The sequence below is a fragment of the Vibrio sp. THAF64 genome, from assembly GCF_009363455.1.
Lineage (GTDB): Bacteria > Pseudomonadota > Gammaproteobacteria > Enterobacterales > Vibrionaceae > Vibrio > Vibrio coralliilyticus.
Genome location: NZ_CP045355.1, coordinates 2871797 through 2896522 on the forward strand (window position 1 = coordinate 2871797; position 24726 = coordinate 2896522).

Genomic DNA, 24726 nt, shown 5'->3' on the forward strand with positions numbered 1-24726 from the left:
CTTATTCTTCTTTAAATCGGTTTTCATCAGGCGCTACATTCAATATCTGTAGTGTGCCTTTTAAAATCTCGGAAAACACAGGGCCAGCAACCGAACCACCGTAATAGTTATCCCCTTGTGGTTCGTTGACTACCACCACTACAGCAACTCGTGGATTACTCACAGGGGCAACACCTGCTGTATAAGCGAAGTATTCGTCGCCATAGCCACCCGCAATTGCTTTACGAGATGTACCGGTTTTTGCCGCCACGCGATAACCGGGAACGGCGGCCTTGGTCGCGGTGCCTCCGGGCTGGGTCACGGTTTCCAACATGTTCAGCACCATATGTGCATTATTTTCGTCAATCACCTGACGTGACAAGTCTTGCTGATTGTTTTCGATAATGTGAATCGGTTGGTATTTACCGTAGTTGCCTAGCGTCGCATAAGCATGTGCCAGTTGAAGAGGCGTAATAGTCAGACCATAACCGAACGCTAAGGTCGCAATCTCAAACTTAGACCAGCGACGTCGGTTGGGGAATATCCCTGGGGTTTCACCCACTAGGTTAAGCCCAGACATTTCACCGAACCCGACCGAACTATACATACCAAGCAGGGCTTCTAAAGGCATGTCGAGCGCCAGCTTAGCGACACCGATGTTACTCGATTTCTTCAAAATCGTAGTCAGATCCGCTTTCCCTACTTTGGATGTATCACGCACTCTCTGACCACCGATTGGCATAATGCCGTTGCCAGTATCAATGACGGTGTCTTTATCAGCGACACCATTATCCAGTGCAGCTAAGACAACAAAAGGTTTCACCGTTGAGCCAGGTTCAAACGCATCGGTGATGGCTCGGTTTCTCATTTTTGCCGATTGAAGGTCAGAACGGTTATTTGGGTTGTAAGACGGTGCGTTAACCATAGCTAGCACGGCGCCGGTTTTTACATCCAATATTACAGCAGTGCCCGAGGTGGCTCGGTAATCCGCCACGGCTTGCTTGATAGAACGATAGGCAATGGCCTGAATACGCTGATCAATTGTCAGTTCTAGTGGTTTGCCTTCTTCTCGCTCTTCCAATGAAATGTTTTCAACTACCCTGCCATATCTGTCTTTACGAATGATGCGTTTACCCGCTTCACCTGTCAGCCATTTATCATAGCTACGCTCAACACCTTCTAATCCGTGTCCATCAATTCCTGTTACACCGACTAAGTGAGCACTAACCTCACCTGTCGGATAATAGCGGCGAGATTCCGCTTTCAGCCCCACACCTGCGAGCTTAAGCTCACGGATATAGTTGGCCATTGCAGGGCTAACTTGGCGCTGAAGATAGACAAAACGGCGGGATTTATTGCTGCGGATTTTATCGACCATTTCTTTACGGTCGAGGCCAAGCACATCCGCCAGCGCATACCAGCGATCCATATTGGCAAAGCCGTTGCGTTTAAAGATGGTCGCAGGATCTGCCCACACCGCTTCAACAGGTACACTGACCGCCAATGGCTCACCATTGCGATCGGAAACAATACCTCGTGCAGAGTGAATGGTTTTGGCACGAACTGAGCGCAAATCCCCCTGCTGGATTAGATTATCGGGCTCAACAATCTGGATGTAAGCAATGCGGGTGACCAGCGCAGCGAAGGCACTGAAGACAAAAAATAAAACCAGATAAAAACGCCATCGGATCAAGCTCGGCGGCTCAACAACCGCTTCTTTCTTAGGCGCAGAGGAGGCTTTGTTTTTACTCATGGGAGATCAATCACCACTTCTTTATCTGAGTCCGGGCGTTTCATTTGCAGTTCGTCTTTGGCAATTTCTTGCACTCGGCTGTGTTCAGCCAATGCCGTCTCCTCAATCAACAAGTTGCGCCACTCGTTGTCCAGCCGTTCACGTTCCTGCAAGGCTTGATCTTTTTCGGTAATGGCCTGTCGTGTGTGGTGTGTGGTGAAAACCACTCCCATGGCTGATGCAAAGATCAAAATCAGCACCAGCAAAGGCACTCGCCCCACAGTAAGTAGGTCGAGAGCGATCAATTTGGCGAGATTAGGAGTGGGTTTACTCATTACTATTAAAGTTTTTCCGCAATACGTAGCACAGAGCTTCGAGAGCGAGTATTAATATCAACTTCTTGCTTGGAAGGCTTAATTGCTTTACCGATCGGTTTTAAGTTAGCGCTGCCCAGTGCTTTAATTTGCGCTTCCGTCATTGGAATACCATGAGGCACTTCAGGACCTTTGCTCTCCTTGCGAATAAATCGCTTCACCATGCGATCTTCAAGGGAGTGGAAACTGATCACGGACAAACGACCTTCCGGAGCCAAAATACTGGCTGCGCCTTTTAACGCGGTGTCAATTTCTTCCAACTCACTGTTGATGTAAATACGGAACGCCTGGAATGAACGCGTGGCTGGGTGCTTTTTCTCTTTAAAACTCTTTGGCGCCGCGTCAGAAATAAGTTTAGCAAGCTGACCTGTACGCGTCAGAGGTTCGTTTTCTTCATTCTCACGGTAAGCAACAATCGCTTTAGCAATGCGACGAGCATGTTTATCTTCACCGAACTCACGAATAACCCAAGTGATGTCATCAAGATCGGCTTCCATCAACCACTGCGAGACAGGAATACCCGATGTCGGATCCATACGCATATCCAGTGGGCCATCTTTCATAAAACTGAAGCCACGCTCGGCATCATCAAGCTGAGGTGATGAAACACCAAGATCAAGCAAGACACCATCTACTTGGCCGACTAAACCTCGCTCTTCTGCATACTTAGCCATACCTGAGAAAGGACCATGAATAATGGTAAATCTAGGGTCATCAATCGTTTGAGCTTCAGCAATAGCTTGCGGATCGCGATCAATACTGAAAAGGCGACCCTGTTCACCCAGTTGGGAAAGAATTTGGCGACTGTGACCACCACGACCAAAGGTTCCGTCAATGTAGGTACCATCAGGCTTAATCGCTAAGCCATCGATAGACTCATGCAGTAATACAGAAATGTGCTTAAATTCTTCGGTCATGATTTTTTATCTCGCTCTCGCACCGACGCGCTCAAACTCTCCAGTGTACTGATTTAGAAGGTGATCGCCACCCATAGCGAACTGGAACACGTGATATTGCGCTAAGTTTAGTGCTTGCAGAATTAATTTCGTCAATAAAAAGCAAAAAACCCATCATAACGCTGAGGTTACGATGGGTCTCGAATAGGTGGAGCCGACATGTAAGCCGGGTTCTGTTCCGCTTGCGCGGTGGTAGCCATTCGTCTAGGCCAGCAATCGCTCACTGGCTCGAGCAACCTACCCGCCTCCTTACGCGAGCAACGCAATGTGGAAGCCTATTTGGTCTTGCTCCGGGTGGAGTTTACCCTGCAACGAACTGTTGCCAGTCGTCCGGTGCGCTCTTACCGCACCCTTTCACCCTTACCTGTGCTCTTACGAGCCATCGGCGGTCTTCTCTCTGCTGCACTTGTCGTAGGCTTGCGCCCCCCAGGCGTTACCTGGCACCCTGCTCTATGGAGCCCGGACTTTCCTCCCCTTCATCAGTCTCCCCAGCACAAGGCTAAGGGACATCAATGAAGCAGCGACTACCCAGTCAACTCCGAGGCGGATTGTATAGAGATTGAATCAAAGTGTCTAGCGAGATCACAGATTTGCTGTAAACGAGAGACTGAGTGGTGAAGAAATACACAGAAGAGCAACAAAACACAGAGTCGAGGTTACTCTCTCCCGACTCTGTCATCTAGATTCACCTTCTTAATCGAGGTTATCTAATCCCCACTTATACAGCGCATTTTTTTTGAGGTTGTAGATTTCAGCAGCCATGGCAGCGGCTTTCTTTAATGGTAACTCTTTCGTCAAAATAGCCAGCGTGCGAGTCGCTTCTTCAGGTAGAGAGTCCATTGCTGCCGCGCGGTAACCATGAATCAGCAGTGCCATTTCACCTCTTTGCTGATTTTCGTCTGCTTTTACCCACTCAATCAATTCGCCAAGCGGTAAGCCCTGAATGGTTTCAAAGGTTTTCGTCAGCTCACGAGCGAGTACAACCTCACGCTCTGGGCCGAGAATATCCAGCATATCCTCGAGAGAGTCGACGATACGATGCGGAGATTCATAAAAAATACAAGTACGTTCTGCCTTTGCAATCTCAAGAAATTTATCTTTTCGCCCCTTACTTTTCGCTGGCAGAAACCCTTCAAAGCTAAATCGGTCAGAAGGCAAACCAGACGCACTTAACGCAGTAATCACAGCACACGCGCCAGGAAGTGGCACAACTTTAACCCCAGCCTGACGACATTTTGTGACCAGATGATACCCTGGGTCACTGATTAATGGCGTTCCTGCATCCGAAACTAGGGCAATTAAGTGCCCAGCTAACAGTTTCTCAACCAAAACTTGCGCTTTTTGCTGCTCATTATGATCATGTAATGCAAAAGTTTTGGTCGGAATGCCAAAATGAGACAGCAATTTGCCAGTATGACGCGTATCTTCGGCAGCTATCAGATCAACATTTGTTAAAACGTCGAGCGCTCGTTGAGTGATATCACCTAAATTGCCAATTGGAGTTGGGACAATATAGAGAGTTGGGACCTCAGTTGGTAAGGTTTTGTTATCTGTCATTTGTTTACCATCACTTCAACGATTAATATAGACACAATTTTATACGGAATTAGTTAATAACTCATGGCCATGAAAAACCAAAAGCGACTCAGTGTAACACGCTTACTGACTCCTGTAGCCCTTGCTGTCACACTGGCGGCCTGTTCTACTGCACCTTCAACACCGACTTATGTTGATATAACGCTTGCCCCTAACCAGTCCATGCAGACTTACCTAATGCGTGCAGACAGCAGTGAAGGCAATATTCAGAGTGATTGGTTAATCATGGCTTTAAAAGCCGCCATTGAATCAAACGATATCACTCAGGCTGAATTGTTAATAAAGCGCCTCGGCCGACAAAACTTAACCCAACTGCAGCAAGCAGAATGGCAACTGGCGCGTGCTGATGTGTTGATGAAGCAAGAGAAATACGAAGAGGCGCTCAGCAAACTTAACTTCAAGCCATCTTGGAATTTGGCCGATGAACAGTGGAAAGCCTACCACCAGACACGAGCAAAACTCCTGACTCAACAAGGCCAGTATTTCGAAGCAGCTCGCGAACTGACTAAGTCATCAGAGTATGTTGACCAAGCGGAACAAGAAGCTATCGCTCAGGGCGTGTGGACCAACCTCAATCAATACAGTCAGTACCAGATTACCCAATTTTCAGCTGAGCCGAATGAAGCCATCCTAGACGGTTGGTTGCAACTAGCGATATACACTAAAACCTTATCCAGCAACATTCCTCAGCTTAAAAACACCCTAGAAAAGTGGTTAGAAGAAAATCCGGATCACCCGGCAGCGGCTTATACTCCTCAAGCGATTAGCGATATTCTCGACCTCGAAATTGTCAAACCCGTCAGTACGGCTTTGCTCCTGCCTTTATCTGGTAAGTTCGCCAAACAAGCTCAGTTGATTCGTGACGGCTTCATCCTAGAAATGATGAACGACACGCAGCGTGATGAGAATGCCAACCTGACTGTGATCGATACCAACACTGTGACACCAGAGCAGTTAGAGCAGACTTTAGTAGAGAAAAACATCGACTTTGTTGTTGGTCCACTGATTAAAAGCAACATTGAAAAGCTACAGCAAGCACAAGCCAGCTTTTCGCGCCCACTACCTACCTTAGCGTTAAACATTCCAGATGACCTAGAAGCGGGCAATAACACTTGCTATTTGGCACTCTCACCAGAGCAAGAAGTTGCTCAGGCGGCAAAACACCTATTTGCTCAAGGATATCGCTACCCGCTAATTCTCGCTCCACAAGGCAGGCTTGGCACCCGTGTTGTTGAAGCCTTCGAAGGGGAATGGAAGAAATACAGTAAAGATAAAGTCGCGGTGAATCTATTTGGCGACAAACGCCAGCTTCAACGTGATATCAATAAAGTCTTTGGCTTACAAGAAAGCCAGCAGCATATCGCCCAAATGGAATCACTACTTGATATACCTCTCGAAAGCCAACCGCGCAGCCGTCGCGATATTGATGCAGTATACATAGTGGCAGGTAGTTCAGAGCTAACACTGATCAAGCCATTTATAGAAGTAGCAGTGAACCCAGATACCGCACCACCTAAACTGTTCTCAAACTCACGCAGTAACAGTGGCCGCCAGCAATATGAAGACCTCACAGGCGTGATGTACAGTGACATCCCGCTATTAATACAGCCAAATGCAGCATTGGAAGCGCAAATGGAGCAATTGTGGCCGAAAGATTCTAATGCAGAGAAACGCCTTCAAGCGCTTGGTATGGATGCATACCTGCTAATGGAACAATTGCCACAAATGAAAGTTGTTCAAGGCCATACTTTGCAGGGCAATACCGGTGTACTGAGCATCAACGAAGACTGCGTAGTACAACGAGAAATCAGCTGGGCTGAACATGGTGTGGCTAAGTAAACGCCAAAGTGGTGAACACTACGAAACCTTGGCGGAGCAATACCTCATCCGCCAAGGCCTGTCATCGATTGAGCGAAACTTCCATTCCAAAGGTGGTGAACTCGATCTTATAATGCAGGAAGGCACTACCATAGTGTTTGTTGAAGTACGTTACCGCTCAAACCAACACTATGGCCACGCTGCAGAAACGGTTACCCAAAGCAAAATGCACAAGCTCATCAAAACAGCCAACGTCTGGTTGATGAAACAGGGTAAGTCCGCACACACAACCGATTTTCGATTTGACTTGGTGGCCTTGCATCAGCAAGGTAAGCAAATCGAGTGGATAAAAAACGCAATAACTCAAGGATAATCAATGCTAGACAGCATTAAAGACAGCTTTACAGAAAGTATTCAGATTCAAATTGCCGCCGCAGAAGCTCTGCCAGATGCGATTACCCACGCCGCACAGGCCATGGTCGCCAGCCTACTCAATGGGAATAAGATCTTATGCTGCGGTAACGGTGGCTCTTCCTCTAATGCACAACAGTTTGTCTCGTGTCTGCTCAACCGCTTTGAAACCGAACGTCCAAGCCTACCTGCAATGGCGTTAACGGCCGACAATACCACCCTGACTGCGGTAGCCAATGATTACCATTATGAGGAAATCTTCTCAAAACAGGTCAGAGCTTTTGGCCAAACAGGAGATATCTTGCTGGCTATATCGACCAGTGGTAACAGTAAAAACATCATCAAAGCCATGGAAGCAGCCGTGACGCGTGATATGACGATCATTGCCTTCACAGGTAAAGATGGCGGCGAGATGGCAGGTTTACTGGGAGAAAACGATGTGGAAATTCGGATACCATCTCACAGAACGGCAAGAATTCATGAAGTGCATATGGTGACACTGCACTGCTTATGCGATCTTATCGATCAAGTACTGTTCCCAGCTCACGAAGAGTAAGTTATGAAACACCTTAAAGCTTTTGTCATAACCTGTATGCTACTCAGCACAACTGGCTGTGCAGGTTTGTTTGTTGCTGGCGCAGCAACGACCGTCAATGTTGTCACCGACACCCGCACAACACAAGAGATGTGGGATGACAACAATATCGAGTTTGAAGTGGCAGGCTTAGCGAATAAGCCACCTTTTCAGCGGGAGGTCAGAATTACCGCCAGTTCCTACGACGGCACAGTGGTACTAATGGGCCAAGCAAGTAATCAGGATCTGCTCAACCAGTTTGTCGCTAAAACCAAAGAGCTGAAAGGCGTAGAGAAAATTCATAACCAAGTCCGTATTAAAGCTCCACTTTCTGTTGGCCAAATCAGTCATGACAGCTGGATCACAACCAAAGTGAAATCCGCCTTACTGACAAATAGTGAGCTTAATGGCATTAAAGTGAAAGTGATTACAGAAGACAAAGAAGTCTTCTTGCTGGGCTATGTATCTCCCGAACAAGCGGATATTGCCGTGGATGTTGCACGTAACATATCCGGAGTCAAACAAGTCATCAAAGCATTCCAAACTGGAAGCTAGTCACTTCTCAAGGCACAAAAAAAGCAGCGAATTTGCTGCTTTTTGTTTATTTGACTACTCGCAAACTTGGGCGACCTTTCGGCCTTGGCGGCTCATCATCTGGAGTCGGTTCGTCGTCATCGGACTCTGTCGCTAAGGACAGGCTTGATTCTTCTTCTACCAACTCTTCGACATCCGCCATGTCTTCTTCTTCGAAGTCATCCATGTAAGCATCTTCTGGTTCAAACATCGTACCTGCACCGTTCTCACGGGCGTAGATGGCTTGCACGGCATACAATGGAACAATGACAGAGTGAGGACGACCTGAGAAGCGAGCACTAAATGTAATCGCTTCATTGCCCAACTCTAAATTCCCCACCGCTCGAGGAGCAATATTCAGAATGATCTGGCCATCCTGAACAAACTCAACCGGCACACGAACGCCTGGAAGAGTAGCAGCCACGACTAAATGCGGGGTCAAGTCGTTATCCACCAGCCAATCATAAAATGCACGAAGCATATATGGTCGGCGTGGCGTCATTTTTTCTATGTCCATTTCGCTTCCAATTAGCGACTCAGACGCATTTCACGTTCAGCTTCTGTCAAAGAGGCTAGGAAAGAATCACGCTCAAATACGCGGTTCATGTAAACCTTCAGCTCTTTAGAACCCGGACCGACAAGCTCGATACCTAGCTGAGGCAAACGCCACAATAGCGGAGCTAAATAACAGTCGATCAGACTGAATTCTTCGCTCATGAAGTATTCAAATTCAGCAAAAACCGGACCTAGAGTAAGAAGGTCGTTGCGTAACTTGTTGCGTGCAGCTTCTGCTTCTTCAGCATTGCCTTTGACAACTTTCTCTGCCAGTGAATACCAGTTTTTCTCAATACGGTAAATCATCAGACGGCTGTTACCACGAGCAACTGGGTATACAGGCATCAAAGGTGGATGTGGGAAACGCTCATCCAAGTATTCCATGATGATTTTTGAGTCGTAAAGGGCAAGCTCACGATCTACCAAAGTAGGTACTGATTTATATGGGTTCAGTTCAATCAGTTCAGCAGGAAGATTTGCTTCGTCGACCAATTCAACTTCAACACTTACGCCTTTCTCAGCCAGAACAATACGTACCTGATGGCTATACATATCAGATGCACTTGAAAATAGAGTCATCACAGAACGTTTATTGGCAGCTACAGCCATGGAGCCCTCCAGCACACTTACAGATATAAAAAATAATGGAGGCTAAGCCTCCATTATCAACAATAAAATTGGGAATTAGCACAGCATGATAGCACAATTAGTGCACATCACGCCAATACTCTTTCTTGAGCAGAACAACCACGATAGTGAAGATAACGAGGAATGCCATTACCCACCAACCTAGTGCATGACGCTCTAGTTTCACAGGGTCACCCGAGTATTCTAGGAAGTTCACCAAATCACGAACTGCATCGTCGTACTCTTCTTGGTTCAACTCACCAGTGCCATCACTTTCAACACCAACCACAACTTTATGCTCTTCGCCTTCTACGACTTGAGTCTCGTAAACCGGCTTAGGAATGCCCTGAAGCTCTTCCAATACGTGCGGCATACCAACACTTGGGAAAACAACATTGTTCACTCCAAACGGACGAGATGGGTCCTCATAGAAAGAACGCAAGTATGTGTATAGCCAGTCAGAACCACGAACACGGGCAACTAGTGTTAGATCTGGTGGTGTTGCACCAAACCATTTCGCTGCTGATTTGTCCGGGATGGCATTTTCCATCAGATCACCAACTTTCGCATTAGGATCGAAAATCAGGTTTTCTTTTAGCAACTCAACTGGAATACCGATATCACGAGCAACACGCTCGTAACGTTGATACTGCGCTGAGTGACAGCCGAAACAGTAGTTCATGAACAGCTTGGCACCATTTTGCAGTGAAGCTTGGTCACTTAGGTCGTTGTTTGCTTTATCAAGCGGTACATTTGCGCCCGCTGCCATTGCCAGAGAAGGCAGCATTGCAAACAAAATTACAATCCATTTTTTCATTTGAATGTCACCCTTTCTGGTAGTGGCTTAGTCGCTTCGTTCTTGCTGTAGAAGTACAGCAGTACGAAGAACATGAAGTAAGCTAAGCTGAAGATCTGAGCTAATAGCGTATATGTTGGTGTTGCTGGTAGCGCACCAAGAACACCTAGCGCAATAAAGCTGATCGTAAACTGGATGATATTGAATAAATGGAACTTACTGCGGTAGCGGTAAGAACGAACCTTACAACGGTCTAGCCATGGTAGAACAAACAACACGACAATAGACGCGCCCATCGCGATAACACCTAGTAACTTATCAGGAACGGCACGTAGAATCGCGTAGAACGGTGTGAAGTACCATACTGGAGCAATGTGCTCTGGTGTTTTCAGTGGGTTAGCGGCTTCAAAGTTAGGCGGCTCAAGGAAGTATCCACCCATTTCTGGGTTAAAGAACAACACGTAACAGAACAGGAATAGGAAACCTGCTACACCAACCATATCCTTCACCGTACCGTAAGGATGGAAAGGAATAGAGTCAATGATGTCGTATTTCTTCGTGTAATCCTTATGGAATGGGAACTGAGTTTTGTAGTCGTCGCCCATCGAACCTTTAGGTAGCTTAGTTTCGATACCGTCTGGGTTGTTAGAACCTACTTCATGCAGTGCCAAGACGTGCAAAACGATAAGCAGCAGAAGTACGATAGGAAGTGCGATAACGTGCAGTGCAAAGAAACGGTTCAGGGTAGCGCCTGAGATCACGTAGTCACCACGAATCCATAGCGTTAGGTCATCACCAATAACAGGAATTGCACCAAACAATGAAATGATTACCTGTGCACCCCAGTAAGACATCTGACCCCATGGAAGTAGGTAGCCCATGAAAGCTTCAGCCATCAACACAAGGAAGATAAGCATACCGAAGATCCACAGCAGCTCACGAGGCTTCTGATAAGAGCCGTAGATCAAGCCACGGAACATGTGCAGGTAAACCACAACGAAGAACGCAGACGCGCCCGTTGAGTGCATATAACGGAGTAGCCAGCCGTACTCTACGTCACGCATGATGTATTCGATTGAAGCAAACGCGCCATCGCCAGATGGGACGTAGTTCATTGTCAGCCAGATACCTGTCAGAATCTGGTTAACCAACACAAGCATTGCTAGTGAGCCAAACAGATACCAAAAGTTAAAGTTCTTCGGCATCGGATATTCAGAAAGGTGCTTCTTGTACGCATTCATTGCGGGTATGCGTTTTTCTACCCAATCAAGTAGAGCTTGCATTATGCCTCCCCTTCTTCGTCAACACCGATGATAATCTTAGTATCACTGAGATACATGTGCTTTGGAACAACCAGGTTTAGTGGAGCAGGTACACCTTGGAAAACACGACCAGCCATATCAAACTTAGAGCCGTGACAAGGACAGAAGAAACCTGATTTAACACCCTGAACCTGCTCACTAAAACTGTCTGGTAAATAAGTTGGTGAACAACCAAGGTGGGTACAGATACCTACAGCAACAAAGTACTCAGGCTTGATGGAACGGTAGGCATTTTGAGCATATGCTGGTTGCTGCTCTTCGCCTGATGCTGGGTCACGAAGCTGACCGTCGATATTTTTCAGCGCGTCTACGATCGATTGTGCACGACGGACAACCCATACAGGTTTACCACGCCATTCAACACGAACCATTTGCCCTTCTTCAAGTTTACCGATGTCAACTTCAACAGGGGCACCCGCAGCTTTTGCTTTCTCACTTGGGTTCCAAGATTTAATAAAAGGAACGGCGACAGCAGCTGCTCCGAGACCACCCACAACCGCAGTTGTAGCTGTCAAGAAACGTCTGCGACCGTTATTTAAAGGCGCATTGCTCATCCAAACATTCTCCCATTTGCTCCTTTTGGATTATTGTTATTCCGCTTAAAGAGCATGGCTAACAAAATACGAATTTAGTTGTATTTATTTGATGGCAAATGATAAATAAAACCCTACTTTTTGACAAGATAAAGCTACCTTTTTGTAACAATCGTGAAGTAAATCGCCTATGAGGTCACAAAAGGGGAATAAGTAATATAAAAGTTCGCGAAACTGGTCTGGGAGAAGGGATTTTTTTGCTTAGAAAAACAAAAAGCCTGGCATGAAGCCAGGCTTTTGGAACCACATTCCGGTGAAAACACCGAAGGCCAATCTTTTCGAAAAAAGATTAACGCTTAGAGAACTGTGGACGACGACGTGCTTTACGTAGACCAACTTTCTTACGTTCAACGCAACGAGCGTCACGAGTAACGTAACCAGCTGCACGTAGAGTAGGACGTAGAGACTCATCGTATTCCATTAGAGCGCGAGTGATACCGTGACGGATAGCACCAGCTTGACCAGAAATACCGCCACCTTTAACAGTAACGTATAGGTCTAGTTTCTCAGTTAGTTCAACTAGCTCTAGAGGCTGTTTAACAACCATACGAGAAGTTGGACGACCGAAGTACTCATCAAGACTACGCTTGTTGATTACGATGTTGCCGCTGCCTGGTTTAATGAAAACACGTGCAGCTGAGCTTTTGCGACGGCCAGTGCCGTAGTATTGATTCTCTGCCATTTTCGAAATCCCCGATTAGATGTCTAGTACTTGTGGTTGTTGAGCAACATGGTTGTGCTCAGCACCAGCGTAAACTTTCAGCTTACGGTACATAGCACGGCCTAGAGGACCACGTGGTAGCATACCTTTAACTGCTAGCTCAAGCGCCATCTCTGGCTTACGATCAATTAGCTTCTCGAAGCTGATTGATTTTAGGCCGCCAGGGAATTCAGTGTGACGGTAGTAAATCTTACCTTTAGCTTTGTTACCAGTTACAGTAACTTTCTCCGCGTTTACAACGATGATGTAATCACCAGTGTCAACGTGTGGAGTGTACTCAGCTTTATGTTTGCCACGTAGGCGAGATGCAATTTCACTTGCTAGACGACCAAGAGTTTTACCTTCAGCGTCTACAACGTACCAGTCGCGTTTTACAGTTTCTGGTTTAGCAACGAAAGTTTTCATGCTAATAATAACCCGTTAATTTAAATTTACACTTCAGGAGCATTGCTCCCACTGACTAAGAGCCCAGTCATCACCCCTTCGAGTGGTTGGCACTCTCGACCCTAGATCCGCTATGGATTTGGTCTGCAGTAACGGTGGGTCGCAGGATTATAGAGAAGTCAGTTGAAAAAATCACCTCTTTTTGGGTAAAAAGTTTAATTTTTTTTCACTCCTCATAGAAACACCCAAACCCTTATGCCAAATGCTCTTTCGCCAGATAATCATGACTTTGCATTTCTATCAATCGAGACTGGCAACGTTTAAATTCAAACTCAAGCTGTCCCTGTGTGTACAACTCTTCTAGCGCTACTTCCGCTGAGATAATTAATTTGACGTTTCGCTCATAGAATTCATCCACCAGCGCAATAAAACGACGAGCCGCATCATCGATTGTCCGCCCCATTTGCTGGACGTCTGCAAGCAACACCGTATTGTAGATCCGTGATAACTCAATATAGTCATTCTGACTTCTGGCCGATTGACATAACTGAGCAAAGGTGGCGTGTAATACCCCTTCGTAAGAATTGACGACCTCTATCTGGCGATGATTAATTTCAATGCTTTTTTCACCTTGTTTGTTTTCACCGACCAGTTGTTCGAAGTAGTGACACAAATTGGTATTAGCCTGCTTATCCAGAGGAAAATGGTAAATTTCTGCTTGTTCCAACGTTCTGAGTCGGTAATCGATTCCGCTATCGACATTCAATATCAGGCAATTTGCGTTAATTAACTCAATAGCAGGAAGAAAGCGCGCTCTTTGTAAACCATTTCGGTAAAGATCTTGAGGTGGGATATTAGACGTCGCAACCAACACCACGCCACGCTTGAACAACGCTTGGAACAAGGTGCCTAAAATCATCGCATCAGTGATATCTGATACAAAAAACTCATCAAAGCAGATAATTTCCGCTTCCGATTTAAATTTATCCGCCACTAACTCGAGAGGATCATTCACATCCCCCAGCGCATTCAATTCATCATGCACCCGATACATAAATCGGTGGAAGTGTACGCGCATCTTTTTGTCGCTAGGCAAGGCTTCAAAAAAGGTATCCATTAAATACGTTTTTCCACGCCCTACCCCGCCCCAAAAGTACAGCCCTTTGGGCGCAGCGGGCAACGAGGCTTTTTTACCAAACCAACTCTTCCATCCGGTGACAGGCTCGACCGAGATGTTTATGTATTTAATAAATTCATGGTAGAGATTATCCAAGGCTTCCACCGCTTGAAGCTGCGCTTCATCTTGTTGAAAGCCATGTTCTTTTACATCTTTTGTATAGATCTCTAAGGGTGTCATCACTTCACTCACGTGCTATAGAAGGATTGAAACTGCTATGCAGAGCACACGCATTTTTCTTTATCGTCTCGAATTCTCATAGTAACATGTCCGATGAGCATGTGTAACCGACCGGTAAAAAACATGTTAAATAACAATGATAAGGAGCGAATATGCCTTGGATTTATGCCCTCGTAGGTTTGCTTGTTGGCGCTGTTTTAGGAATCATCATCTCGCGCATTACTACTCCGGGATACAAAAAACAGAAGACCATCCAGAAAGACTTAGAAACCGCCAAATTCGAGCTTGAGCAACAAAAACAAGATCTTGCTGATCATTTTGCTCAGACAGCAGAAATGTTAGATTCACTGGGTAAGGAATACACTAAGCTTTACCAACACATGACGAAAACGTCTGCAGAATTGTTGCCAAACATTCCTGAACAAGACAATCCGTTCAATAAAAAAGTCGCTGAGCAATCTCAAACAGGAGAGCCTGCTGAGGCTGAACAACCATCAGCGGTGCTAAGCGAAGCGCCTAAAGATTACGCGTCAGGTGCAACAGGCATGTTAGTCGAAGAGAAAAAAGAAGTACTCAACTCAGCACAAGCGGTGACCGCTAAAGCGTCGTAACTCTATTTTACCTCTTGGTGAACTTTGCAAAGGTTTTTGAGTCATAACTCCCATAAGCGTCGATTGATTTCTTATTTTTCAAACAAATATTGAATCTCAGGCCTTAACTTAACTAGGAGTTATCAGATGAAAAAACCTTTGCTTGCTTTAACCATCCTGTCTTTAAGCTTAAGTTCAATCATCACCCCCATACAAGCCACAGCGGCCCTTCCTCTGTCTGTAGATGGAGAGCAGTTGCCTAGCCTCGCCCCTATGCTAGAAAAAGTCACCCCTGCGGTAGTGAGTATTTCTGTAGAAGGCACTCAGGTATCAAAGCAACGTATTCCTGAGCAGTTTCGTTTCTTCTTCGGTCCTGAATTTCCGACCGAACAGCTACAAGAACGTCCATTCAGAGGCCTCGGTTCTGGCGTCATCGTCAATGCTGATAAAGGCTATATAGTCACTAACTATCACGTCATCAATGGCGCGGAAAAAATTCGCGTGAAACTGCATGATGGCCGAGAGTATGATGCTGAGCTAGTTGGCGGAGACCAGATGTCGGATGTGGCTCTGTTGAAGCTGGAGAAAGCCAAAAACTTAACGGAAATTAAGATTGCAGATTCTGATGCATTACGTGTCGGTGATTTTGCTGTCGCGATTGGTAACCCATTCGGTTTAGGCCAGACTGTCACTTCAGGTATTGTCTCTGCATTAGGTCGAAGTGGTTTGAATATCGAAAACTTCGAGAACTTTATCCAGACTGACGCTGCGATTAACAGCGGTAACTCGGGCGGTGCTTTAGTTAACCTAAAAGGTGAACTGATTGGTATTAATACTGCGATTCTAGGGCCAAATGGCGGCAACGTCGGCATCGGTTTCGCGATTCCATCCAATATGATGACTAACCTAACCGCACAGATCTTAGAGTTTGGTGAAGTTAAACGCGGCATGCTGGGTGTGCAAGGCGGTGAAATCACTTCTGAGCTTGCAGAGGCGCTTGGCTATGAGTCAAGCAAGGGAGCTTTTGTTAGCCAAGTAGTTCCGGACAGTGCGGCAGACAAAGCTGGTCTTAAAGCTGGTGACGTGATTGTATCAGTCAACGGCAAAGATATTCACTCGTTCAGTGAGCTACGTGCCAAGGTTGCGACACTCGGTGCTGGCAAGAAGGTCTCACTAGGCATTATCCGTGATGGTAAAAAAGAGAGCTTTGATGTCACTTTGGGTGAGCAGCAAAACGTTAAAGCATCAGCAGATAAACTGCATGAAGGTCTATCGGGTGCAGAGCTGACCAATACCACCTCAAATGATTCCGTGCAAGGTGTGAAAGTCGCTTCCGTTGAGAAAGGGTCAAAAGCCGAAGCTTATCAACTGGCGAAAGGCGATATCATCATTGGTGTGAACCGCAAGCGAGTCAAGAACCTTGCAGAGTTTAGAAAAGTGCTAGAAAAACAACCTGGCGTACTGGCTCTGAATATTCAACGTGGTGAACGTACCATTTATCTAGTCGTGCGTTAAAAACGCGAGGTCAATGTCAAAGGATGGTAGGATCTCCTGCCGTCCTTTTGTTATTTTCTCATCTAATGCTATTCTTTCGCCACTTGTCTGAATTTTGAAGTGGTTAGGAAGATATGCTGCAATTCTTATTGCGTTCAATAGGTTTAGGGTTGGCGACAGCTGCGTTGTTGCTATTAGCTATCCCCTCTCTGCGTTCCACTATTCTTCCTCAGAATTTCCGCGACGAAATCAACATTACTTCCGCACAAGAAATCTCATTTAATAGTGCCGTCCGTAAAGCCGCCCCTGCGGTAGTGAACATTTACAGCCGAAAGTACAAAGAAGATGACCGTTCAAAGCTACTGACTCAAGGATTAGGCTCAGGTGTCATCGTCAGTGATAAAGGCTATATCATTACCAACTACCACGTTGTCGCTCAAGCCGATCAAATTGTCGTCGCACTGCAGGATGGTCGCGTCGCCGCAGCGCAATTAGTTGGGACAGACAGACGTACGGATATCGCCATTCTGCGTGTTGAAGGCAACAACCTTCCTGTTATCCCACTCAATCCGAACTATTCACCAACTGTCGGTGATGTAGTACTGGCGATCGGCAACCCATACAACTTAGGTCAAACAACCACTTTCGGTATCGTGTCCGCAACAGGCCGCTCTTCAATCAGTGCCGGCGGCCGACAAGCCTTTATTCAGACAGATGCTGCCATCAATGAAGGAAACTCTGGCGGAGCATTGGTGAATACACGAGGTGAACTGGTTGGTATCAACACTGCGTCTTTCCAGCAAGCGACAGAGCTTGAAACTTACGGTATTTCTTTCGCGATCCCTTACACTCTCGCCAATAAAATCATGCAGAAGATCATTGCCGACGGTCGTGTTATCCGAGGCTATATAGGTATCGACGGCCAAGATATTAATTCGGTAACTTCTCGTTTATTGGGTAATGAGCATTTAGGCGGCATTGTGGTACTGGGCGTTGATCCTAACGGACCGGGTGCTGAAGCAGGATTTCAGGCCCAGGATATTATTCTTAAAATTGATGGGCAAAAAATCAATGGTCGTCAAAGTGTAATGGATATTGTCACTGAATTGAGACCGGGAACAACCGTCGATGTGCTCATCCTACGTAAGGGCAAAGAACAAACCCTTAGCGTCACGATCGCAGAAGATACCCGAGAAATTTAACCACTGAATGATAAAAAAATCCCATGCTCTTTGGCATGGGATTTTTGTTTTATTCGCTTTCTTGCTCTGTCGCAGAGCTTTCTATTTCTATACGCGTCACTCGCTGCAACCCTCTCGGTAGTAAACTGCCTCGACGGCCACGCTCACCACGGAAATTGTCCAGATCTGCCGGTTTCAAACCTAGCTTACGCTTACCTGCATAAAGGGTTACTGAAGCCCCCTGAGGCAACGACATCAGATGTGATACCACTTCTTCGCGTTCTTTCGCTTTGGCTGCTGGGATATTGATAATCTTATTACCCTTACCTTTACCCAATTGAGGAAGATCCTTAATCGGGAACAGCAGCATTCGGCCTTGGTTGGTAATCGCTAAGATTTCATCATTATCTAGGTTACTAATGGTGTCAGGAGTCATCACTTCCGAATTTTGTGGGAGTGTGACCAATGCTTTACCACTGCGGTTTTTCGATAAAAGATCACTGCCTTTACAAACGAAACCATAGCCCGCGTCAGAACCCACTAGCCATAATTGATCTTCTTCGCCCATTACCACATGACGAATGTTAGTCCCTGCATTAATGTTCAGACGTCCAGTGATCGGCTCCCCCTGACTACGCGCAGACGGCAGAGAATGCGACTCAAGCGAGTAACTTCGACCATCACTGCCGAGGAATACTGCTTGCTGATTACTCTTACCACGAGCATGGGCCAGATATTTATCACCAGACTTATAGTTAAGTCCTTCGGCGTCGACATCATGACCTTTAGCGTGACGAATCCAGCCTTTGTCTGAAAGCACAACGGTAATTGGTTCACTCGGGACAAGGTCTCGTTCAGTCAAGGCTTTCGCTTCAGCACGCTCAACAAGAGGAGAGCGGCGATCATCACCGTATTTCTCTGCATCCGCTTTGATTTCTTTCTTCAATAGCGTATTCAGACGTCGCTCAGAGCCCAGTAACTGTTCAAGCTTTTCACGCTCTTTTTCTAGCTCTTCCTGCTCACCACGGATTTTCATCTCTTCCAACTTGGCAAGATGACGAAGTTTGGTGTCAAGAATCGCGTCAGCCTGAATATCCGTAATGCCGAAACGAGCCATCAGTACGGCTTTTGGATCGTCTTCAGTGCGGATGATCTCAATCACTTCATCCAAGTTGAGGTAAGCAACCAACAAACCTTCAAGAATATGCAGACGTGCAAGGACTTTATCCAAGCGATGCTGCAAGCGACGGCGCACAGTTGCGCGACGGAACTCAATCCACTCTGATAAGATCTGAACCAGACCTTTCACCTGTGGACGGTTATCGAGACCGATCATGTTGAGGTTAACGCGGAAGTTTTTCTCCAGATCTGTCGAAGCAAACAGGTGGTTCATCAACTGATCGCAATCGATACGATTTGAACGAGGAACAACAACAATACGCGTCGGGTTTTCATGATCCGATTCATCACGCAGGTCATCGACCATTGGTAGCTTCTTCGCTCGCATCTGGCTGGCAATCTGCTCGAGCAGTTTAGCGCCTGAAACCTGATGTGGCAGTGCCGTGATAACAATATCACCGCCCTCTTTATGCCAGACCGCGCGCATTTTAATACTGCCACGCCCCGTGCGATAGATCTTCTCCAGCTCAGCTTTCGGCGAGATAATCTCTGCTTCTGTCGGGTAATCTGGCCCCTGAACAAAGTTCATCACATCGGCTAATTCTGACTTCGGATTGTCGATCAGATGAATGGTTGCATCAGCAATTTCACGCACATTGTGTGGTGGAATATCAGTCGCCATACCAACCGCAATACCCGTCACACCGTTAAGTAAAATGTGAGGAAGGCGAGCAGGCAGCATTTGAGGCTCTTTCATTGTGCCATCAAAGTTCGGCTGCCATTCAACCGTGCCCTGACCAAGTTCACCAAGCAGAACTTCTGCAAACTTGGACAGTTTCGCTTCGGTATAACGCATCGCTGCGAAAGACTTAGGGTCGTCCGGCGCACCCCAGTTACCCTGACCGTCAACCAATGGGTAACGATAAGAGAACGGCTGAGCCATTAACACCATAGCCTCGTAACACGCCGAGTCTCCATGTGGGTGGTATTTACCCAACACATCACCAACCGTACGTGCCGATTTTTTGTACTTTGCTGCTGCCGAAAGACCAAGCTCCGACATCGCATAAATGATTCGTCGCTGAACCGGTTTTAAGCCATCGCCAATGTATGGCAAGGCGCGATCCATAATGACGTACATTGAGTAATTTAGATAAGCGTCTTCAGTGAACTTGCGCATTGGCAACTGTTCAACGCCATCGTATGTAATTTCCGTAGACATTCGTTAAACCTCTGCCAAATCACCGTTGTTCTGTAACCAAGAGCGTCGGTCATCCGCGCGTTTCTTACCGAGCAGCATATCCATCATTTCCATGGTCGCTTGAGAGTCGTCAATGGTTAACTGAACCAGTCGACGTGTATTCGGATCCATCGTGGTTTCACGCAGTTGAAGTGGGTTCATTTCACCCAGACCTTTAAATCGCTGAACGTTGATCTTGGCTTTCTTCTTGGATAATCGCTCTAGAACACCCTCTTTCTCATCGTCATCAAGCGCATAAAAAACTTCTTTACCACAATCGATTCGATACAGAGGCGGCATCGCCACATAGATATGGCCTGCTTCGACTAACGCTTTAAAGTGACGGGTAAAGAGCGCGCACAAGAGCGTCGCAATGTGCAAACCATCCGAGTCCGCATCGGCTAAGATACAGATCTTGCCGTAGCGTAGGCTCTCTAGATTGTCGCTGTCAGGGTCAATACCCAAAGCAACGGAAATATCATGAACTTCTTGGGACGCAAGCACCTGATCTGCAGACACTTCCCAAGTGTTAAGGATCTTACCACGCAGTGGCATTACCGCCTGAAACTCGCGATCACGGGCCTGTTTTGCCGAGCCACCTGCCGAGTCACCCTCGACGAAGAAGATTTCAGTACGATTCAGATCTTGCACCGAGCAGTCCGTCAGCTTACCTGGTAGTGCTGGGCCTGAAGCCACTTTCTTACGTACCACTTTTTTGCTCGCGCGCATGCGGCGGTGAGCATTGGCAATACACACTTCAGCGAGGAGCTCAGCAAGCTGTGGTTTCTCATTCAACCATAGGCTGAATGCGTCTTTCACCACACCAGAAACGAACGCTGCTGTTTGGCGAGAAGAAAGGCGCTCTTTAGTCTGACCGGCAAATTGAGGATCTTGCATCTTAACTGATAAAACGTAAGAGCAACGATCGAAAACATCGTCGCCAGTCAGCTTAACACCACGAGGCAGCAGGTTACGGAATTCACAAAACTCACGCATTGCATCAAGCAGACCCTGACGCAAACCATTCACGTGCGTACCGCCCTGTGCAGTAGGAATGAGGTTGACGTAGCTTTCGGTGATCATCTCACCACCTTCCGGCTGCCAAATCACGGCCCAGTTTGCCGCTTCTGTTTCAGCAGAAAACTCGCCAGTAAATGGCTCTTCAGGCAAGACGGTATAGCCTTTCACGCCTTCCGCAAGGTAGTCTTTAAGACCATCTTCATACAGCCACTTGTGCTCGTTACCATTGACCTTATCGGAGAAGGTAATTTCCAATCCCGGACAAAGTACAGCTTTAGCACGAAGGTTGTTAATCAGACGGGTTACTGAGAAATTGGCCGAATCAAAATACTTAGCATCAGGCCAAAAATGGACGCTGGTACCTTTGTTACGACGCCCACAAGTGCCCGTCACCGTTAAGTCAGATACCTTGTCGCCATGCTCAAAGGCAATTTCATATACCTGACCATCTCGACGCACCGTTACTTCAACACGTTTTGATAACGCGTTGACAACCGAAATACCTACACCGTGAAGACCACCAGAGAATTGGTAGTTTTTATTGGAAAACTTACCACCGGCGTGGAGTTTACAAAGAATAAGTTCAACACCGGAGACTTTCTCTTCCGGGTGAATATCAACAGGCATACCTCGACCATCATCGATCACTTCCAGAGATTGATCGGCATGCAGAATTACTTGAACTTTTGAAGCGTGTCCGGCTAGCGCTTCATCGACACTGTTATCGATGACTTCTTGTCCCAAATGGTTAGGACGCGCTGTATCCGTATACATCCCTGGTCGGCGACGTACTGGCTCCAAACCATTAAGAACCTCAATGGCCCCAGCATTATATTGTTCAGTCATAATACGGAATATCGTTATATAGAATAAATGGGTTACTGAGCCGGCAAGATTTTGTTCTTTTTATTAATTAGTCTAAAAAGTAGCAAAAACGACCAAACTCTCGTCGTTCTGAATCCAGCTCAGTACAGGTGAAACATAGTCTGGAAGAGAAGGAATGATGTCAAGCGAGATAACTAAGTAACCGCTAAAATTATGACTCTTCCCTCAATGAATACTAGAGCTGAAGGAATTTGATAATTTGTTGAGGGTAACGTTCGAAGTTAACAAAACTATGGTCGCCTCCCTCTTCAACAGTCTGCTTAGCACCTAAGAATTTCTCAACCGCCTGACGGTAGTCCAGTACTTCATCTTCAGTTTGTTGCAACAGCCAAAAGTCTTTAGCTTGTTTAATGATGGGCGTATCTAACGCTTTCAGCTCATCAATATGGACGCTTTCCAGCACATAGCGCTGGTGTGTATAAGGGTTTTCCTGCTCACCTAGATAATCAGCTAACAACTCATATGGCTTAACTGCAGGGTTGACCACAACCGCTTTAAAACCAAATTGCCTATTGAGCCACATTGACAAATAGCCGCCTAAAGAGCTGCCTATCAAGCCAATTTGATAGTCATCTTTATGTTGTTCGATTATGTTGAGCAAATATTCAGCGGCTTGCTGTGGAAAACAGGGAAGTTGTGGGACTACAACTTTGATATCCGGCCTATGCTGTTGGCAGTACTCTTTCATAACATTGGCTTTGTGAGACAAGGGAGAGCTGTTAAAGCCATGGATATAAAGAAGCAAAGAAGGTCGCATAGCAGTCCTTAATGTAGGTGAATTCGAAATCAATAACCCGCAGAGTTAAAGTCTGGTTGGAAACAACCAGCCGGTAAGCGTTTTACCTGTGTCTCTACCTCTCCGTTATCTCTTAGCAGCAACTCACGCCAACCTGGTGACTGATAATCTAGCGCAAAATCATCAGAGTTAGGTTTGAACTGCACGCAAGTAGAAGGTGTCGCCATCACACGTACGTCATTTCTCATGACATTCATGTCTTGGTGCACGTGACCACACAGCACCGCTTTAACATTATTATGCTGGTCAACCACCTGCCAAAAATCATCTGAATCTTTCAAGGTATGCTGATCCAACCATACACTACCTACCAGCAACGGATGGTGATGCAACAAAATCAAGGTATATCGCTCAGGGTACTGCGATAATTTTTCTTCCAGTAAGTTCAGCTGCTTATCACTTAACCTGCCATGTGGGACGCCCACAACTTGGGAGTCCAACATGATCATTTGCCATGTATCACCCAATAAGACATGGTCAATTTGCTGAATTTGCTGAGAAGGGATCACCGAATTCATACTCGGTTTAAAATCATGATTACCTGGTAACCAGAAGCATTTTTTCTTAAGAGGTACGATGCCCTGCTCGAAACGCTGGTAGGACACTTCGCTATGATCTTGGGAGATATCCCCCGTTGCCAACACTGCATCATAAGCGGGACTCTCTTCGACAATAGCGTCAACCACCGCATTAAAGCTGTCAGCAGTATTTACACTCAACAAGCTGCCATCTGTTGCTTCAAACAGGTGCGTATCTGTAATCTGTAGCAGTCTAATGCTGCCATCGGATGAGCATGACGTTACTTTCAAAACTAAAAACCTAAATATTGATCGGCGTCCGGCTGATACCATGCCTTAAACAAAAAGATAACCAATCCCCTAAAAAGCGGTTCAGTTGTACTTTTTCATCTTGTTGAACCATCTTATCGTTGGGGTACTCGTATCGAGCGTTGACTCTTTTTAAGTGCTCACATTCACACACTTCTGCAACACGAGCATCGTGGTAGAGCCTGACAGACATTTTTGGTAATGGAAATACCGGGATATCATCACTTTGACAAATATCGACCAAAGTTGTGTACTTTGTGACTTCGACCACTTGAATTTGATAGGTCATATTGGCGGCTTGGTAGCAGCGCACATCGCCCACCTTTGCCCGATGAGGAAGCAAAGCATTGAGCTTGGCGTAATTGGTTTCATAAGTCCGCATCAAATCTGACAAATCAACGTGATACGGCTTTTTTACTGCTACTTGTGCCATTGTTCTCTTAACGATTGGTGGTTTAGCTGCAACCATTGCAGTGCAATAATCGAAGCGCCATTTTCAAATTTACCTTCAACAATCCATTGATAAGCGGTCTCACGGCTCACCACATGAACTCGAATGTCCTCACCTTCATAGTCTAAACCATGAATTCCGTGAGCGGTTGAAGCATCCACTTTTCCGACGTACACATCCAGCTTTTCAGAACACCCGCCTGAGGACGGGTAATAAGATGTGACTTTAGCTAACTCCTCAACCGAAATCCCCGCTTCTTCAGAGGCTTCACGGCGAACGACTTGCTCTGGCGATTCATCGGTATCAATGATACCTGCAACAATTTCAAGCTGCCATGGATGAGCGTGCTCCAAAGCACCGACACGAATTTGCTCAATCAGAACGACCTGATCACTCACTGGATCATACGGTAACAACGCAGCAGCATGACCACGTTCAAACATCTCCCTCTCAATCACCTCACTCCAGCCGCCTTCGAACAATTTATGTCTGAAGCGATACTTAATCATCCTAAAAAAGCCCTTAAATAGAGTTTCTTTTGAGATAATTTCTACATCTTGTGGAGTAAATTCACTTTGTTGATTGTCAGATAGTTGCATTTGGCACCTCAGTGAGTGAATCTTATAGTTTACTCAGACAAAAGCTTAACTTCCAAGGACATGGCTCAACTTTTTATACAAATTTTGTATTCTGAGTTAAATTGATGAATTAAATATATTGCACAAGTGGATAGTTAAGTGTAAAAATTTGCAAAG

At 46.2% G+C, this 24726-nt stretch carries 25 protein-coding genes and 1 other RNA gene; 7 read left to right on the forward strand and 19 right to left on the reverse strand.

The features are described from left to right. Position 1 precedes the first annotated feature (1 nt). The 5 genes from FIU99_RS13360 to rsmI all read right to left on the reverse strand — a co-directional run bounded on the left by FIU99_RS13360 (position 2) and on the right by rsmI (position 4598). The gene (locus FIU99_RS13360) at positions 2-1732 is read right to left on the reverse strand and encodes a peptidoglycan glycosyltransferase FtsI (protein ID WP_006958008.1); all 1731 of its coding nucleotides are present in this window, start codon (positions 1730-1732) and stop codon (positions 2-4) included. Beyond that, the gene (ftsL, locus tag FIU99_RS13365) at positions 1729-2046 is read right to left on the reverse strand and encodes a cell division protein FtsL (RefSeq protein WP_006958010.1); all 318 of its coding nucleotides are present in this window, start codon (positions 2044-2046) and stop codon (positions 1729-1731) included. The genes FIU99_RS13360 and ftsL overlap by 4 nt, the downstream gene beginning before the upstream one ends. 5 nt (positions 2047-2051) lie before the next feature. Next, on the reverse strand, positions 2052-3002 hold the full coding sequence (gene rsmH / locus FIU99_RS13370) for a 16S rRNA (cytosine(1402)-N(4))-methyltransferase RsmH (protein ID WP_006958012.1): 951 nt from the start codon (positions 3000-3002) through the stop codon (positions 2052-2054). Between the two features lie 185 nt (positions 3003-3187). Beyond that, an RNA gene (gene rnpB, locus FIU99_RS13375) (RNase P RNA component class A) lies at positions 3188-3581 on the reverse strand. A gap of 153 nt (positions 3582-3734) precedes the next feature. Then, on the reverse strand, positions 3735-4598 hold the full coding sequence (gene rsmI / locus FIU99_RS13380; RefSeq protein ID WP_006958017.1) for a 16S rRNA (cytidine(1402)-2'-O)-methyltransferase: 864 nt from the start codon (positions 4596-4598) through the stop codon (positions 3735-3737). 63 nt (positions 4599-4661) lie between these two features. Between rsmI and FIU99_RS13385 the strand changes: the two genes are divergently transcribed. From FIU99_RS13385 to FIU99_RS13400, 4 genes are read left to right on the forward strand one after another with little or no spacing between them, the layout of a single operon-like run. Continuing rightward, positions 4662-6476: a penicillin-binding protein activator gene (locus FIU99_RS13385; RefSeq protein ID WP_152472312.1), complete on the forward strand. Its 1815-nt coding sequence runs from the start codon at positions 4662-4664 to the stop codon at positions 6474-6476. Then, positions 6460-6828 (forward strand): YraN family protein, encoded by a 369-nt coding sequence (locus tag FIU99_RS13390; protein ID WP_006958018.1) that lies wholly within the window; start codon positions 6460-6462, stop codon positions 6826-6828. Before FIU99_RS13385 ends, FIU99_RS13390 begins: the two co-directional genes overlap by 17 nt. A gap of 3 nt (positions 6829-6831) precedes the next feature. After that, positions 6832-7422, forward strand: a complete 591-nt coding sequence (locus tag FIU99_RS13395; RefSeq protein WP_006958019.1) for a phosphoheptose isomerase — start codon at positions 6832-6834, stop codon at positions 7420-7422. Between the two features lie 3 nt (positions 7423-7425). Further along, positions 7426-7995 (forward strand): BON domain-containing protein, encoded by a 570-nt coding sequence (locus FIU99_RS13400; protein WP_006958020.1) that lies wholly within the window; start codon positions 7426-7428, stop codon positions 7993-7995. A 46-nt stretch (positions 7996-8041) separates the two neighbouring features. Here the strand turns inward: FIU99_RS13400 and sspB are convergent, their stop codons facing one another. The 8 genes from sspB to zapE form a co-directional block, all read right to left on the reverse strand. Further along, complete coding sequence (sspB, locus tag FIU99_RS13405) at positions 8042-8530, reverse strand: ClpXP protease specificity-enhancing factor (RefSeq protein WP_006958021.1); 489 nt, start codon at positions 8528-8530, stop codon at positions 8042-8044. 11 nt (positions 8531-8541) lie between these two features. After that, positions 8542-9177, reverse strand: a complete 636-nt coding sequence (gene sspA, locus FIU99_RS13410; protein ID WP_006958022.1) for a stringent starvation protein SspA — start codon at positions 9175-9177, stop codon at positions 8542-8544. A 97-nt stretch (positions 9178-9274) separates the two neighbouring features. Beyond that, positions 9275-10012, reverse strand: coding sequence for a cytochrome c1 (locus tag FIU99_RS13415; RefSeq protein WP_006958023.1), 738 nt, complete (start codon positions 10010-10012; stop codon positions 9275-9277). After that, a complete protein-coding gene (locus tag FIU99_RS13420) occupies positions 10009-11274 on the reverse strand; it encodes a cytochrome bc complex cytochrome b subunit (RefSeq protein WP_006958024.1) in 1266 nt (421 codons plus the stop codon). Before FIU99_RS13420 ends, FIU99_RS13415 begins: the two co-directional genes overlap by 4 nt. Continuing rightward, complete coding sequence (gene petA, locus FIU99_RS13425; RefSeq protein ID WP_006958025.1) at positions 11274-11867, reverse strand: ubiquinol-cytochrome c reductase iron-sulfur subunit; 594 nt, start codon at positions 11865-11867, stop codon at positions 11274-11276. Before petA ends, FIU99_RS13420 begins: the two co-directional genes overlap by 1 nt. A gap of 328 nt (positions 11868-12195) precedes the next feature. Then, a complete protein-coding gene (rpsI, locus tag FIU99_RS13430) occupies positions 12196-12588 on the reverse strand; it encodes a 30S ribosomal protein S9 (protein ID WP_005436094.1) in 393 nt (130 codons plus the stop codon). Positions 12589-12603: 15 nt separating this feature from the next. Beyond that, on the reverse strand, positions 12604-13032 hold the full coding sequence (gene rplM / locus FIU99_RS13435) for a 50S ribosomal protein L13 (RefSeq protein WP_006877363.1): 429 nt from the start codon (positions 13030-13032) through the stop codon (positions 12604-12606). 232 nt (positions 13033-13264) lie between these two features. Continuing rightward, a complete protein-coding gene (zapE, locus tag FIU99_RS13440; protein WP_152472313.1) occupies positions 13265-14368 on the reverse strand; it encodes a cell division protein ZapE in 1104 nt (367 codons plus the stop codon). 152 nt (positions 14369-14520) lie between these two features. Between zapE and zapG the strand changes: the two genes are divergently transcribed. The 3 genes from zapG (at position 14521) to degS (ending at position 17654) form a co-directional block, all read left to right on the forward strand. Further along, entirely contained in the window at positions 14521-14979 is a 459-nt protein-coding gene (gene zapG, locus FIU99_RS13445; protein WP_043009117.1) for a Z-ring associated protein ZapG, read from the forward strand. Between the two features lie 126 nt (positions 14980-15105). After that, complete coding sequence (locus FIU99_RS13450; protein ID WP_006958028.1) at positions 15106-16473, forward strand: DegQ family serine endoprotease; 1368 nt, start codon at positions 15106-15108, stop codon at positions 16471-16473. Between the two features lie 113 nt (positions 16474-16586). Beyond that, positions 16587-17654: an outer membrane-stress sensor serine endopeptidase DegS gene (degS, locus tag FIU99_RS13455; protein WP_006958029.1), complete on the forward strand. Its 1068-nt coding sequence runs from the start codon at positions 16587-16589 to the stop codon at positions 17652-17654. 49 nt (positions 17655-17703) lie between these two features. On the opposite strand, the gene parC is transcribed toward degS, so the two are convergent. From parC to nudF, 6 genes are all read right to left on the reverse strand, one after another. Then, on the reverse strand, positions 17704-19974 hold the full coding sequence (gene parC, locus FIU99_RS13460; RefSeq protein ID WP_099607630.1) for a DNA topoisomerase IV subunit A: 2271 nt from the start codon (positions 19972-19974) through the stop codon (positions 17704-17706). 3 nt (positions 19975-19977) lie between these two features. Further along, positions 19978-21858: a DNA topoisomerase IV subunit B gene (gene parE, locus FIU99_RS13465; RefSeq protein ID WP_006958031.1), complete on the reverse strand. Its 1881-nt coding sequence runs from the start codon at positions 21856-21858 to the stop codon at positions 19978-19980. A 214-nt stretch (positions 21859-22072) separates the two neighbouring features. After that, entirely contained in the window at positions 22073-22654 is a 582-nt protein-coding gene (gene yqiA / locus FIU99_RS13470) for an esterase YqiA (RefSeq protein ID WP_006958032.1), read from the reverse strand. Positions 22655-22683: 29 nt separating this feature from the next. Beyond that, entirely contained in the window at positions 22684-23502 is an 819-nt protein-coding gene (gene cpdA / locus FIU99_RS13475; RefSeq protein WP_006958033.1) for a 3',5'-cyclic-AMP phosphodiesterase, read from the reverse strand. A 10-nt stretch (positions 23503-23512) separates the two neighbouring features. Continuing rightward, on the reverse strand, positions 23513-23953 hold the full coding sequence (locus tag FIU99_RS13480; RefSeq protein WP_006958034.1) for a DUF1249 family protein: 441 nt from the start codon (positions 23951-23953) through the stop codon (positions 23513-23515). Next, positions 23941-24570, reverse strand: coding sequence for an ADP-ribose diphosphatase (gene nudF, locus FIU99_RS13485; RefSeq protein ID WP_006958035.1), 630 nt, complete (start codon positions 24568-24570; stop codon positions 23941-23943). Before nudF ends, FIU99_RS13480 begins: the two co-directional genes overlap by 13 nt. Positions 24571-24726 lie beyond the last annotated feature (156 nt).